This is a genomic window from Sandarakinorhabdus sp. (assembly GCF_041689835.1).
In the GTDB taxonomy this organism is placed as follows: domain Bacteria; phylum Pseudomonadota; class Alphaproteobacteria; order Sphingomonadales; family Sphingomonadaceae; genus Sandarakinorhabdus.
This window is the reverse complement of sequence record NZ_JBDNFM010000078.1, coordinates 1-14,279: the sequence shown is the minus strand read 5'-3', so window position 1 is coordinate 14,279 and position 14,279 is coordinate 1. Positions and strand designations below refer to the sequence as shown.

Sequence of the window (14,279 nt, the reverse complement as noted above, 5' to 3'; positions counted from 1 at the left end):
CGGCGGCCTCCACGGTTATCAGCCTGGTGCTGGGCACGGCCGCTGCGCTGCTGCTGTGGCGCTTTCGCTTTGCCGGCAAGGCCCCGCTCGAAGCCGTGCTCGGTCTGCCGATCGTGGTGCCGGAAATCTGCCTCGGCGTGGCCTTTCTGGTGTTTTTCACCACGATCGTGCCGTGGCCCACCGAATTGCCGTGGCCGGCCAATCTGGGCGCCATCATCATCGCCCACGCCACCTTCACGTTCAGCTTCGTGGCGCTGGTGGTGCGGGCGCGGCTGGCCAGTTTCGATGGCGCGCTGGCCGAAGCCGCACGCGATCTTGGGGCCGGCGAATGGCGCATTTTCCGCGATATCATGGTGCCGCACATGGTGCCGGGGCTGGTGGCGGGCGCGCTCCTGGCCTTCACGCTCAGCCTCGATGATTTTGTCATCACCTTCTTCACCTCGGGGCCAGACACCATCACCTTCCCGATAAAGGTCTATTCGATGGTGCGCTTCTCGGTCACCCCGGCGGTCAACGCCGCGTCCACTCTGCTCATCCTGCTCACGGCGGCGCTCACGGCGCTGGCGCTGTGGCTGCAGGGGGCGGATATCGCCAAGCAGGCCGCATAATGAGCCCAAAAGCATCCTCCGGCCAGCCCATCATTCGCTTCGAAGGCGTCACCAAGCGTTTCGGCAAGGTGGTGGCGGTGGACCGGGTTGATCTGGAGGTGCGCGAAGGCGAGTTTTTTGCGCTGCTCGGCCCGTCGGGCTGCGGCAAGACCACCCTGCTGCGGATGCTCGCCGGCTTTGAAGTGCCATCCGAAGGCCGCATCCTGATCGACGGCCACGACATGACTGCGGTGCCGCCCAACCGCCGCCCGGTCAACATGGTGTTCCAGAATTATGCCGTGTTCCCGCACATGAGCGTGGCCGAAAATGTCGGCTACGGCCTCAAGGTGGACGGGATCGGCAGCGCCCAGCGCGCACTCCGCGTCGAGGAAGCGCTGGCACTGGTCAAGCTCGATGGCCTTGGCAGCCGCCGGCCCGATCAATTGTCGGGCGGGCAGCGGCAGCGGGTGGCGCTGGCCCGGGCGCTGATCAAGCGGCCGCGCGTGCTGCTGCTCGATGAGCCGCTGTCGGCGCTGGATGCCAAGCTGCGCGAGGCGATGCGCACCGAATTGTGCCAGTTGCAGGCGCAGGTCGGCATCACCTTCGTGATGGTCACGCACGATCAGGACGAAGCGCTGGCGCTGGCCGATCGCTGCGCAGTGATGCAGCGCGGCCTGCTCAGCCAGGTCGCCAGCCCATCGGATCTGTATGAATTTCCCGCCAGCCGTTTTGTCGCCGATTTCATCGGATCGGTAAACTTGCTGGAAGGCACGCTGGTGGTGGATGAACCCGATCATGCCGAAGTGGCGGTGCCCGGCATGGCGCAGCCGGTGTTCCTCGATCACGGCGTCACCGGGGCCGCCGGCACCACATTATGGCTGGCGCTGCGGCCGGAAAAGATCGAACTGCACAAGGCCGCCCCCGCTCCGCCAGGGCTGGGGGACGCACCAGCAGGGCGCAATGCCGTGGCCGGCACCATCAGCCACATCGCCTATCTGGGCAGTGAATCGCTGTATGAAGTGTCGCTGCCCGACGGCCAGAAGTTGAAGGCGCTGCGCTCCAACCTCACCCGCTGGGACCAGGAGGATTTTACGCTCGGCGAACCGGTCTGGCTGGCGTGGCATGCTTGTTCGCCGGCGGTGCTGTTGTCATGAGACCCGTGTTGGGCATCATCTGCTGCACGCGGCAAGTGGGCGTGGAGCCGGCGCAGGCGGTGATGAACCGCTATGTCAGCGCTGCCATGCGCCACGCCGATTGCGCCGCGCTGCTGGTGCCGGCGCTGCCCGATCTGATGACCGCGCACGAGGTGATCAACCGGCTCGACGGCGTGCTGCTCACCGGCAGCCCGTCCAATCTGCAACCCGGGCTGTATGGCGATCCGCAGCCCGGCGATGCGCCGTTCGATCCGGGGCGCGATGCGATGATGCAGGGGCTGGTTGGTCAAGTGCTGGCGCAGGGCAAGCCGCTGTTCGGCATCTGCCGCGGCCTGCAGGAAATCAATGTCACGCTGGGCGGCACCCTCACCCGCGAGGTGCGGGATCACCACGCCCCCGACGATGTCGGCTTCACGGACATGTTCGATCACCATCATGCGGTCAGCCTCACCCCGGGCGGCCTGCTCGAACGTGTGCACGGCCGCGCTGCCTTGCGGGTGAACTCTGTCCATTATCAGGGCATTGATCGTCTCGGCAGCGACTTGACGATCGAAGCGGCCGCGCCCGATGGCATGGTGGAGGCGGTTTCGGCGCGGATCGGCGGTGCAACGGTGCTTGCCGTGCAATGGCACCCGGAATGGCACGCCGACACCGATCCCGATTCCGCGCTGTTTTTCCGACTGCTCGGCCGGGCGCTGCGCAGCCTGCCCCTTTTTTCCGGAGACTGATCGATGATCCCGCCCGCCACACCGCCCCCTGCCGTTCCGCTGCGCAACCACGACCTCGCCGAACTGCGCCGGCTGGATGTCGCCCACCACCTGGCGCCGCAACAGGATTGGCAGGCGCTGGAGGATATGGGCGGCAGCCGCATCATCGTGCGCGGCGAAGGCTGCAATATCATCGACGGCGACGGGATGCGGCTGCTCGATGGCATGGCTGGCCTGTGGTGCGTGAATGTCGGCTATGGCCGCAGCGAACTGGCTGAAGCAGCTTATAATCAGATGCTCGAACTGCCCTATTACAACAGCTTCTTCAAAACGGTGGCACCGCCCACGGTGACATTGGCCGCCAAACTGGCTGGCCTGCTGGGCGGGCATTTTTCGCACATCTTCTTCAATTCGTCGGGCAGCGAAGCCATCGACACGCTCATCCGCATCGTCCGCCATTACTGGCAGGTGCTGGGCCAGCCGCAGCGGCAGGTGATCATCTCGCGCACCAACGGTTATCACGGATCGACCATCGCCGGCATGAGCCTGGGCGGCATGGCGTCGATGCACACCCAAGGCGGGCCGTTGCTGCCCGGCATCGTGCACGTGATGCAGCCCTATAAATTCGCCGAGGGTTTTGACGAAAGCGAGGACGCCTTTGCTGCCCGCGCCGCGCAGGCGGTGGAAGACGCAATCCTCGCCGCCGGCCCTGAAAATGTCGCGGCCTTCATCGGCGAACCGGTGCAGGGCGCTGGCGGTGTCATCATTCCGCCCGCTGGCTACTGGCCCCGCGTCGAAGCAATCTGCCGCAAATACGGCATCCTGCTGTGCTGCGACGAAGTGATCTGCGGCTTTGGCCGGCTGGGGCAATGGTTTGGCCACCAGCATTATGGCTTCACGCCCGATCTGGTGACGATGGCCAAGGGCTTGTCGTCGGGCTATCTGCCGATCTCGGCGGTGGGCGTTGCCGATTTCATCGTTGCTGCCATCAAGTCCAACCCGGATGATTTCGTCCACGGCTACACCTATTCCGGCCACCCCACGGCCGCTGCCGTCGCCTTGAAAAACCTCGAAATCATCGAACGCGAAGATCTGATCCGCCGCACGCGCGAGGATACCGGCCCCTATCTGGCGCAGTGCCTGGCCGATCTGGCCGGCCACCGCCTCGTGGGCGAAGCCCGCAGCCTGGGCCTGATCGGCGCAGTGGAAATTGTGGCAGAACCAGGCACAAACCGGCGTTTTGGATCTCGAGAAGGCGGGGGCGGCAAGGCCGGTATCGTGCTACGTGATATCTGTATCGCCAATGGCTTGATGGTGCGCGGCGTCAAGGATTCGATCGTGATGAGCCCGCCGCTGATCATCAGCCACGCCGAAATCGACCGGATTGTCGATACGATCAGCGCCGCGCTGGATGCCGCCGAACCGGTGCTGCGCGATTTGTGAAGGAGGCCGTCTGATGGCCGATATTGGTGACTGGGTTCGCGACAACGGCATTTCCGAAGTGGAATGCCTGGTGCCGGACATGAACGGCGTGCTGCGCGGCAAGGTGTTTCCGGCGGCCAAGCTGGTGCAGTTTTCCCGCAACAACGCGCTGCGCCTGCCATCGTCGGTGTTTTCACTCACGATCACCGGTGAATATGCCGACGTCGATGAACACGTGGAGGCGTTTACCGATCCGGACATGGTGCTGCGGCTGGATGCGTCCACCCTGTGCGTGGCGCCGGGTTTCAAGACGCCCACCGCCTATGTGTTTGCCGATGCGCATCACAGTGATGGCACGCCGTGGGCTTCCTCGCCGCGGCACCTGCTCAAACGCGTCATGGCGCTGTACGAAGAACGCGGCTGGCAGCCGATGATGGCGCCGGAACTGGAATTCTATCTCACCGCGCCCAATCCCGATCCCGATATTCCGCTCACGCCGCCGGCCGGGCGTTCGGGCCGCGCCGAAACCTCGTCGCAGCCTTACGGCCTCGAAGCCATCACCGAGCACGAAGATCTGATCGAGGCGATCTATGAATATGCCGAGGCCGCAGATCTCAATCTCGATACGATGATCCACGAAGCCGGCACTGCCCAGCTGGAAATCAACTTCGTCCACGGCAATCCGGTGCGCGTTGCCGATCAGGTGATGCTGTTCAAACGCATCGTGCGCCAGGTCGCCTTGAAACACGGCGTCTATGCCACCTTCATGGCCAAGCCGATGGAACATCAGCCGGGCAGCGCCATGCACCTGCACACATCGGTTGTGGATATGGCCAACGGCCACAATCTGTTTGCCAATGCAAATGGCAGCGATGCCGCGCTGTTCCGGCATTTTGTTGGCGGGTTGCAGGGTTATCTGCCGGCACTCGCACCAATGTTTGCCCCCAATGTCAATAGTTTCCGCCGGATGCGCCCCGATCATGGCGCGCCGATCAACGTGCAATGGGGCAGTGACAATCGCAGCTGCGGCCTGCGCGTGCCAATCACCGATCGCCACAACCGCCGCGTTGAAAACCGCCTGCCCGGCGCCGATGCCAATCCCTATCTGGCGATGACGGCCACCCTCGTCGCTGGCTATCTGGGCATGACCGAGGAACTGGAGCCATCACCCAAAACCTCGGGCAACGCCTATAATTTTGCGCGCACCCTGCCCCGCAGCCTGGAATCCGCGCTCGAACGCTTCAACGATTGCGACCCGGTGCGAGCGCTGCTCGGCGATTATTTCTTCCGCAGCTTCACCAGCATCAAGGCTGCCGAACTCGAAGCCTTCCAGGGCGTGATCAGCAGTTGGGAGCGTGATCACCTGCTGCTCAAGGTGTGAACATCGCCGTCGATCACAGCTGGTATGCAGCAACCGCAGCGGCCAGCCCGCCCCGCCCCGCGCTGGCCGGCGACACGCGCGCCGATGTCGCCATCATCGGCGGCGGCGCCACTGGCCTTTCGGCGGCGCTGCACCTGGCGCAGCGCGGGGTCAGCGTGGTGCTGGTTGAGGCGGCGCGCATCGGCCACGGCGCATCGGGGCGAAACGGCGGGCAGATCATTCCGGGCTTGCGGCAGGGCGCAGCTGATCTGCTGGAAAATTTCGGCGAGACGCGCGGCGCCGCCCTGTTCCATCTGGCGCTATCGGCGCGCGATCTGGTTGTTGATCTGGTCGCGCGGCACGGCATCGATTGCGATCTGGCGCTCACCGGCCATCTCACCACTGCTGTGCGCCCGCGCGATCTTGATGGTTTCGCGCGAGAAGCCGCCGCCGCCGCCCGGCTGGGTTACCACCGGATGCGCGTGCTGGATGCCGGCGCCGCCCGGGCCGCCGTTGCCAGCCCCAGCCACGGGGCGCTGCTCGATGGCGGCGGCGGCCATTTCCACACGCTCAATTACACGCTGGGCCTCGCCCGCGCCGCCGCCGCAGCCGGCGCGTTGCTGCACGAATCCAGCCCGGTCACCCGGCTGGAACGGCGGGCCGGCGGCGTGGTTTTGTACACACCCACCGGCACTATAACCGCAGCGCAGGCCATCGTGGCCGGCGATGCGCTGCTCGGCCCGTTCAATCGGCGCATCAACAGCCGCATCATGCCGGTGGGCAACTATATCGTCACCACCGATGTGCTGCCCGATGGCGGCGCCGGGCTGATCCCCGGCAACCACGCGGTCAGCGACAGCCGTTTCGTCGTCAATTATTTCCGCCGCACGCCCGATGGCCGGTTGATGTTCGGCGGCGGCGAACGCTACACGCCGCGCCCCCCGGCCGATATGGCGGCGTTTGTGCGGCCGTTTCTGGAACGCAGTTTCCCGATGCTGGCCGGCGTCGGACTGTCCCATGCGTGGGGCGGCTTGGTGTCGGTCACCCGCAGCCGCCTGCCCGACATCGGCCGCGATGGGCCGCTGTTGTGGGCGCATGGTTATTCGGGCCAGGGCGCCGTGCTGTCCACGCTTGGCGGCGCGCTGCTCGCTGAAGCCGCTCAGGGCGACGAAACCCGCTTCAGCCAGTTCGCCGCCGCCGCGCCGCCCGGCTTTCCCGGCGGGCAGATGCTCAAGGGCCCGCTGCACGTGCTCGGCATGCTCTGGTATGCCCTGCGCGACCGGACGGGGTGAACCCGGCAAGCTACCGCATCAACTGCGGCAATCACCGCCGGCTGCGGCAGAACTGGCGGCCGGATTGCGGCGATACACGTCGCCAAACAATCGCAGCGCGCCATCATCAGCCACTTCAGCCGTGAAATAGCCAACGATCACCGGCATCGGCTCGGCAAAGGCCAGGCGCTGGGTGTCGCGGTTATGCTCCGCCACTGTTTTCAGGCTGTCGCGGCTGACAGGCGGGCCAAGCAGCGCGGCGGCAAAACCGAACGGATCATCAACCCGGATACAACCATGCGAAAACGCGCGGCTGGCCTTTTCAAACAGGGTTCGCGACGGCGTGTCGTGAATGCCCACACTGTAGGCGTTGGCGAAATCCAGTTTCATTTCGCCCAACTCGTTGGCCGGGCCAGGTTTCTGCCGGTAACGATCGCCCTGCTTCACATAGCCTTCGCGCGCGGCGCGCTTTGGATTGCGCGCCACGATGCGGCGCACGCTTTCGGCGGCGATGCTGGCCGGCACGTCCCACCACGGATTGAGGATGACGCCCGCCGCGATCCCGCTGAACGTCGGTGTTGGCGTTTTGGCCTTGCCCACGATGGCGCGCCACGTCGCGGTGCGCACGGCGCCGTCATACAGGCTGATTTCGAACGCCGGGATATTGACCAGCAGCCAGCGCCCCGGCGGCGGCGGGTCCAGCTTGCGCCATTGTTCCAGGCTGGCAGCAGCAGCGGTGCGGGCCGCCGGACCCAGCGCGGCGACGTCCAGCGCGGCGAGTCGATCTGCGGGGTTGCCTGCCACAATAGCCGCCGGGCTCGCCGATGGGCTGGCGGCAGGGCTTGCTGCCACAGCCGATTGCGGCTGGGCAATGGCTGCCTGGGCCAGCAACAGGGCGATAAAAGCCGCTGTCTGGCGGAGAATAGGGGCGGTTGAACGATGCATCACTGTAATTCCCCTCAACGTCCCCTATGTGGTTGTTGCATGTCGAGCCGTGACTTCCACCTATCTCGCCGTGCGTTCATGGGTAGTGCTGCGCTTGCCGCCGCCGGCACCGCTGCGCCGGGGCTGGCGACGCTGGCAAAGGCTGCTGCCCCGCATCCCCCCGCTGCCCCCCACCCGCACCTGCTCGAACGCGCGCGCGATGCCTTTCAACGCCGCGCTGCGCAAATTACCCACAAGGATATCGTCGCCATCGCCGATTATGGCATGCACAGCGCCGTCCCGCGCTTTTTCCTGTTCGAGCCCGGCAGCGGCAAGGTGACAGCATTGCGCGTCGCGCACGGGCGCGGCTCCGATCCCGCCCATTCGGGTTTCCTGCACCGCTTTTCCGCCCAGCCCGGTTCCGCTGCCAGCAGCGAAGGCGCCTATCTCACCGGCGCCGCTTATGTGGGCCAGCACGGCCGCTCGCGCCGATTGATCGGGCTGGACCCGGAAAATCAGACGGCGGAATCCCGAGCCATCGTCATCCACGGCGCCTGGTATTGCGAACCGCAGGTGCTCAAACAAACCGGCAAGCTGGGCCGCAGCGAAGGCTGTTTTGCCTTTTGCCAAACCGATGTCGATCTCGTGCTGGAACGCCTCGGCCCCGGCCACCTGCTTTATTCGGGCCGCGCATAAGAAAAGGGCGGCGCTTCCCTAACGAGAAGCGCCGCCCGGTTCAGCTCCGTGAGGAGCCGGGCCTATGCTTACCGGCCAAAGCGGTCGTTGTTCATCACCTTGGTCCAGGCCCGGCCGAAATCCTGCACCATCTGGGCATGGCCATCGGCCGCACCATAGGCTTCGGCAACAGCGCGCAGTTCGCTGTGGCTGCCGAACAGCAGATCAACCGGGGTTGCCGTCCATTTGGCCGCGCCGCTGGTGCGATCAACGCCATCATACAGGCCTTCGGTGGCCGATTTCTGCCACTTGGTGCCCATGCCGAGCAGGTTCACAAACCAATCGTTGGTCAGCACGCCCGGCTTGGCGGTGAACACGCCGGTTTTGGCGCCGCCGGCATTGGCATCCAGCACTCGCAGCCCGCCAACCAGCACGGTGGTTTCCGGCACTGTCAGGCCCAGCAGATTGGCCCGGTCAACCAGCGCCTGCGTGGGGTTGTACACGCTGTCCGCCGTCCAGTAATTGCGGAAACCATCGGCCTTGGGCTCCAGCGCAGCGAAACTGGCTGCATCGGTCTGCGCTTGCGTGGCATCGGTGCGCCCCGGCGTGAACGGCAGCGCCAGCACCGCGCCGGCATCGCGTGCAGCCTTCTCCACTGCGGCATTGCCGGCCAGCACGATCAGATCGGCCATGCTCACCCGCCTCGCACTGTTCTTGTTGAAATCGGCCTGCACCTTGGCAAGAACCGGCAGCACCTTGGCCAGTTCGGCCGGGTTGTTCACCGCCCAATCCTTTTGCGGAGCCAGCCGCAGCCGTGCACCGTTCACGCCGCCGCGGCCATCGGTGCCGCGATACGACGCCGCTGCCGACCACGCCGTGCGCACCAATTCCGGCACGCTCAGGCCGCTGGCCAGCACATTGGCCTTCAGCGCGGCCACATCGGCATCGTTCACCAACGGATAGTCCACCGCCGGCACCGGATCCTGCCAGCTCAGCACCTCCTTGGGCGCATCGGCACCGATGTACCGCGCCCTGGGCCCCATGTCGCGGTGGGTCAGCTTGAACCAGGCGCGGGCAAAGGCATCTTCAAACGCCTTGGGGTTCTTCAGCCAGCTCTGCGTGATCTTCTTGTACGAAGGATCGGTGCGCAGCGCGATATCGGTGGTGAACATCATCGGCGCGTGGAAGGCGTCGGCGCGGTGCGCATCCGGCACAAATTTCTGGTCCTTGGCGTCTTTGGGTTCCCACTGGATGGCGCCCGCCGGGCTGCGCGTTTGCACCCAATCAAACCGGTACAGATTTTCCAGATACTGCATGGTGAACTGGGTCGGGGCCGATGTCCACGCGCCTTCCAGGCCCGACGTGATGGTGTCGGCGCCCTTGCCGGTGCCATATTTGTTTTCCCAGCCCATGCCCTGCTTTTCAAGGCTTTCCGCCGCCGGTTCCTTGCCGACATTGTCAGCCTTTGCAGCGCCGTGCGCCTTGCCGAACGTATGGCCACCGGCGATCAGCGCAGCGGTTTCCTCGTCGTTCATCGCCATGCGGCCAAAGGTTTCGCGGATGTCATTGGCGGCCAGCTGCGGATCGGGCACGCCATTGGGGCCTTCCGGGTTCACATAAATCAGCCCCATCTGCACGGCGCCCAGCGGCTTGGCCAGCTTGCGGCCTTCGCTGTAACGCTTGTCGTCCAGCATCTTGTTTTCGGGGCCCCAATACACCTTGTCGGCTTCCCAATCATCAGTGCGCCCGCCCGCAAAACCAAACGGCTTGAAGCCCATGGTTTCAAGGCTCACGTTGCCGGCCAGCACTATCAGATCGGCCCAGCTCAAGGCGCGGCCATATTTGGCCTTCACCGGCCACAGCAGGCGGCGGGCCTTGTCGAGGTTGGTATTGTCCGGCCACGAATTCAGAGGTTCGAAACGCTGCTGGCCGCCGCCCGCACCGCCGCGGCCATCGCCGATGCGATAGGTGCCGGCGCTGTGCCACGCCAAGCGGATGAAAAATGGGCCATAATTGCCATAATCAGCCGGCCACCACGGTTGGCTGGTGGTGAGAACCTGCGCGATATCAGCCTTCACCGCTTTCAGATCGAGCTTGGCAAACGCAGCGGCATAATCGAAATTGGCGCCATACGGATTGGACGACGGCGCCTGCGCGCGCAGCGGCGACAGATCGACCATTTCCGGCCACCAGAACTGTGCGCCAGTATTTGCCGACGTGTTTGCCGTCATGTTTGCTTCTGCCGCAGCAGCGCCTGGGGCACTGGCAAGGCTGGCAATGGCCAACGCCACGATTGATCCGAATGTACGCGACATCTGCTTGTACCCCTGTGTTGATATACGGGTATTTCCCGATACCAAGGGGGATAGTACCAGCGGATTCATTCGAGAAATTGATTGTCCTGCCTGCCGCAATCGAAAAAATCGCTAAGCCAACGCTGCAATTACCCGCCAGGGTTATTCAGGCATGAAAACCAGCTTGGCCTGCCCTGCGCCCAACGGCGCAGCGGGCGTGTACAGCACCACATATAGCCGCCCAGCCTGCAAATCGGCACGCGCCAGTGCATCAAGCACCACATCCGCGCTGCCCCGCCGTTGGCCGCGCAGCAGCACCGGCGCCAAAATCGGCCCCGGACCGAACCCAGTCCCGCTGTCGTGGCTGCGGTGCAGCGCGGCTGCCAAGGGTGCATCCTGGCCGGTGCCACTGGCCTCCACATCGGCATGTAGCCGCGCCGTCGTTGGTTCATACCGCACGCGGATCGTGGCTCGGCTTGAACCGGCACCGGCAATTTTCGCTGCCGCCTGCTGCGGCCCCGGCGGCTTGCCGGCCACCAGCGGCGGCGTGCTGAACGGCGGCCGGCGCGGCGCGGCCAGCTGCTCCCAGCCATAGGCCAGGCCCAGCAGCTTTTGTTCGGCAAAGGCCGGCCCCAGCAATTCCAGGCCCACCGGCAACCCGCGCGGCGTGAATCCGGCCGGGATCGCCAGCGCCGGCAGCCCGCTCACGACACTCAACGGGCAATTGCTGGCGATGTTCTCCGCACCGATCACCGGCGGCCGGCCCAGCGACGTGGGATAGATCACCGCATCCAGCCGTTCGCGTTCAAACAGCGCATCGGTAGCGGCACGCACCACCGTGCGCTTGGCCAGCACCACCTGATAGCCCGGCGATTGCCGATCCTGTTTGCCCAGCCCGTCGCGCAGCCGCGTATCAAGCTGATCATGATGCAAGCCGCGGGCAACGATATCGGCCAGCGATTTCACCGGCGCGCCCGGATGCCCCGCCAGATAGCGCTGTAAATCCTCGGCAAATTCAAATGGCCCGGTGCTGAAATCCGCCAGCAACGCATCAAGCCCCGGGATCGCCACATCCACCAATTCGGCGCCGGCCCCGCGCATCGCCGCAATGGCCTTGTCATACACGTCCTTGCCATCGGGATCGGCTGGCTGCACGGCAAACAGGCTGCGCAGCACGCCGATGCGTGCGCCTTTCAATGCCCCCGGTTGCAGCGCATCCGCATAGGATTTCGGCACATGCGCGCCCGCCCCCTTGGTCACCGCATCCGCCGGGTCCTCGCCCACCGTCGCGTCCAGCATGATGGCCAGATCGGTTACGCTGCGGGCCAGCGGCCCGGCCACATCCGGTGTATCAGACAGCGGCACCACACCGCTGCGGCTGGCCAGCCCGCGCGTGGTGCGAAAGCCGAACAAATTTTGATACGCAGCCGGGATGCGGATTGAACCGCAGGTATCGCTGCCCATGCCCGCGGCGGCAAAGCTGGCCGCAAGCGCAGCGCCCGTGCCGCCGCTCGATCCGCCAGGTGAACGCCGCAGATCGTAAGGATTGCGCGACTGGCCGGTGAGAGAGGAAATGGTGATGGTGCCAGCCGCCAGTTCATGCATCGCGGTCTTGCCCAGGATGATGGCACCCGCCGCGCGCAGCTTTGCCACCTGAAAGGCGTCGCTGGCCGGCTGCAACGTCGCCAGCGCCAGCGCGCCAGCGGTTGTCGGCATGTCGTGCGTGTCGAAATTGTCCTTCACCAGCACCGGAATGCCGTGCAGCGGCCCGCGCGGGCCTTTGGCTGCCCGCTCACGGTCCAGCGCATCGGCCTGCGCCAGTGCGGCAGGATTGAGCGTCACGATACTGTTGAGCGCCGGGCCGTTTTAATCATAGGCGGAGATCCGCGCGCTGTAGGCTGCAACCAGTTGCCGCGATGTAACAGCGCCGCTGGCCAACGCCGCCTGCAATTGCGTGATCGAAGCTTCGGCCACCTCGATCGGCGGCTTCACCGCCTGCGGCGCGGCATGAACAGCTGGCGCCAGCACCCCCATCACCAAGGCCCGCCCCACATGCTTCATCGGTTCCCCCCCGCTGCTGCCGTGCCGGCTGCCTCAGTCCTTGGCACGCTCGACATAGCTGCTGTCTTCGGTGTTGATCACGATGCGCGTGCCAACCCCGATGTGCGGCGGTACCATCACGCGCGCGCCCGTTTCAACCGTGGCCGGCTTGTAGCTTGATGATGCGGTCTGCCCCTTTACAACCGGCTCGGTGGACATGATCTCCATGGTCACCCGGCTGGGCAGCGTGATGGTGATGGCCTTGCCGTCAAACATCAGGATCCTGCACTCGGCATTTTCCTGCAAAAACATCAGGCCGTCGCCGATCATCGCCCCGGTCAGGCTGATCTGTTCATAGTTTTCGTTGTTGATGAAGATATAATCCGCGCCGTCCAGATACAGATAATTGTGCGGCACTTCCTCGACGAAAGCGCGTTCGATGGTGTCCGTGGTTTTCACGGTGATCTCCGTCTTCACGCCATCGGCAATGCGGCGCATGTCGATGGAGGTGGTCGGCGTGCCCTTGCCGGGGCGGAATGTTTCGGCCTTCAGCACCACATACAGCTGGCCGTCTTCGTGCTCGATCACCTGGCCCTTGCGGAAATTGCTGGCGATATCCTTGACCATGTTGTCCCCTTTGCGCGAACCCGCGCGACGTTGCGTTCGGGTTAGGGCAATGCATCACGCCAATTCAAGGAAAATCATGACCCAAGCCATTCAGGGCCGCCCGTTCTGGCACGCCGACATCCACGCCGATCGCCGGCCGTTCCTGCTGGGGCGGGGCCGCGTCAAGGCCGCGCTGGCCGGCTGGTTCGCGGGCCAGGGCTTCATCACGGTCGAATGCGGCGCCGTGCAAGTGTCCCCCGGCAACGAAACCCACCTGCACGGCTTCCCCGTCACGTGGCGGCCAGAAGGCGGCACGGAATCCACGCTCTACCTCCACACCAGCCCCGAATTCTCCGCCAAGAAACTGCTCGCGGCCGGCGAAACCCGGATCGTCGATTTCGCCCGCGTCTGGCGCAATGGCGAGGCCGGCCCGCTCCACGCCCCCGAATTCACCATGATCGAATGGTACCGCGCGGGCAAAGACTCAGGGGCCGACTGGACGGACGTGGTCGCCGACACCCTCGCCCTCGCCCGCACCGCGCAAGACGCCGGCGGCAATGGCGCGCTCGCATGGCAGGGCCGCACCTGCGACGCCCATGCCGATCCTGAAATGATCACGGTGGCACACGCCTTCACCGCCCACGCCGGCATCGATCTCGCCGCCTGCCTGGATAACCGCGATGCGCTGGCCGCCGAAGTGTCCCGCATCGGTATCGACGTCCGCGCCGACGATACCTGGTCCGATCTGTTCAGCCGCGTCATCGTGCGGCTCATCGAACCCAAGCTGGGCGACGGCCGCCTCAGCGTCCTCACCCACTATCCCGTGGCCGAAGCCGCGCTGGCCCGCCCCTCCCCCGCCGATCCGCGCTGGGCCGAACGCTTCGAAGCCTATGCCTGCGGCGTCGAACTCGCCAACGGCTTCGGCGAACTCACCGACGCGGCCGAACAACGCCGCCGCTTCGTGGCCGACATGGACGAAAAATACCGACTTTACGCCCGCCGCTATCCCATCGACGAGGATTTCATCGCCGCGCTGGCCCACATGCCGCCGGCCAGCGGCGTCGCGCTGGGCTTCGACCGCCTCGCTCTGCTGGCGCTGGGCGGCACCCACATCAACCAGGTGATCTGGACGCCGTTTCCAGCCTGAGCCCCGTCACCCCGTGCTCGACACGGGGCCCCGCTTTCTTCCTCTTTCCTCCGTCATGCTGGCGCAGGCCAGCATCCAACGCGCCGACAGCG

At 65.2% G+C, this 14,279-nt stretch carries 13 protein-coding genes; 8 read left to right on the top strand and 5 right to left on the bottom strand.

The genetic code is table 11. The features are described from left to right. The 6 genes from ACESL8_RS04035 to ACESL8_RS04010 form a co-directional block, all read left to right on the top strand. The coding region (locus tag ACESL8_RS04035; protein ID WP_372916220.1) for an ABC transporter permease at positions 1-608 on the top strand (608 nt) is incomplete at its 5' end. Further along, positions 608-1,741 carry an ABC transporter ATP-binding protein gene (locus ACESL8_RS04030; protein ID WP_372916218.1) on the top strand — a complete coding sequence of 378 codons (1,134 nt, stop codon included), beginning with the start codon at positions 608-610 and terminating at the stop codon, positions 1,739-1,741. The genes ACESL8_RS04035 and ACESL8_RS04030, both read left to right, overlap by 1 nt. Then, complete coding sequence (locus ACESL8_RS04025; protein ID WP_372916216.1) at positions 1,738-2,469, top strand: gamma-glutamyl-gamma-aminobutyrate hydrolase family protein; 732 nt, start codon at positions 1,738-1,740, stop codon at positions 2,467-2,469. Before ACESL8_RS04030 ends, ACESL8_RS04025 begins: the two co-directional genes overlap by 4 nt. A 3-nt stretch (positions 2,470-2,472) precedes the next feature. After that, on the top strand, positions 2,473-3,891 hold the full coding sequence (locus ACESL8_RS04020) for an aminotransferase (RefSeq protein WP_372916214.1): 1,419 nt from the start codon (positions 2,473-2,475) through the stop codon (positions 3,889-3,891). Positions 3,892-3,904: 13 nt separating this feature from the next. After that, complete coding sequence (locus tag ACESL8_RS04015; RefSeq protein WP_372916212.1) at positions 3,905-5,251, top strand: glutamine synthetase family protein; 1,347 nt, start codon at positions 3,905-3,907, stop codon at positions 5,249-5,251. Then, entirely contained in the window at positions 5,248-6,522 is a 1,275-nt protein-coding gene (locus ACESL8_RS04010; protein ID WP_372916210.1) for an NAD(P)/FAD-dependent oxidoreductase, read from the top strand. Before ACESL8_RS04015 ends, ACESL8_RS04010 begins: the two co-directional genes overlap by 4 nt. 18 nt (positions 6,523-6,540) lie before the next feature. On the opposite strand, the gene ACESL8_RS04005 is transcribed toward ACESL8_RS04010, so the two are convergent. After that, entirely contained in the window at positions 6,541-7,446 is a 906-nt protein-coding gene (locus ACESL8_RS04005) for a L,D-transpeptidase family protein (protein WP_372916208.1), read from the bottom strand. 78 nt (positions 7,447-7,524) lie between these two features. On the opposite strand from ACESL8_RS04005, the gene ACESL8_RS04000 reads away from it, so the two are divergent. Next, a complete protein-coding gene (locus ACESL8_RS04000; protein WP_372916206.1) occupies positions 7,525-8,121 on the top strand; it encodes a murein L,D-transpeptidase catalytic domain family protein in 597 nt (198 codons plus the stop codon). Positions 8,122-8,189: 68 nt separating this feature from the next. Here ACESL8_RS04000 and katG read toward each other — a convergent pair whose 3' ends face one another. The 4 genes from katG to efp all read right to left on the bottom strand — a co-directional run bounded on the left by katG (position 8,190) and on the right by efp (position 13,061). Further along, a complete protein-coding gene (gene katG, locus ACESL8_RS03995; protein WP_372916204.1) occupies positions 8,190-10,415 on the bottom strand; it encodes a catalase/peroxidase HPI in 2,226 nt (741 codons plus the stop codon). A gap of 141 nt (positions 10,416-10,556) precedes the next feature. Beyond that, positions 10,557-12,239, bottom strand: coding sequence for an amidase (locus ACESL8_RS03990; RefSeq protein WP_372916222.1), 1,683 nt, complete (start codon positions 12,237-12,239; stop codon positions 10,557-10,559). A 21-nt stretch (positions 12,240-12,260) separates the two neighbouring features. Continuing rightward, positions 12,261-12,455: a hypothetical protein gene (locus ACESL8_RS03985; RefSeq protein ID WP_372916202.1), complete on the bottom strand. Its 195-nt coding sequence runs from the start codon at positions 12,453-12,455 to the stop codon at positions 12,261-12,263. A gap of 33 nt (positions 12,456-12,488) precedes the next feature. After that, positions 12,489-13,061, bottom strand: coding sequence for an elongation factor P (gene efp / locus ACESL8_RS03980; protein ID WP_372916200.1), 573 nt, complete (start codon positions 13,059-13,061; stop codon positions 12,489-12,491). Between the two features lie 76 nt (positions 13,062-13,137). Between efp and epmA the strand changes: the two genes are divergently transcribed. Beyond that, complete coding sequence (gene epmA, locus ACESL8_RS03975) at positions 13,138-14,187, top strand: EF-P lysine aminoacylase EpmA (RefSeq protein ID WP_372916198.1); 1,050 nt, start codon at positions 13,138-13,140, stop codon at positions 14,185-14,187. The last annotated feature ends 92 nt before the right edge of the window (positions 14,188-14,279 follow it).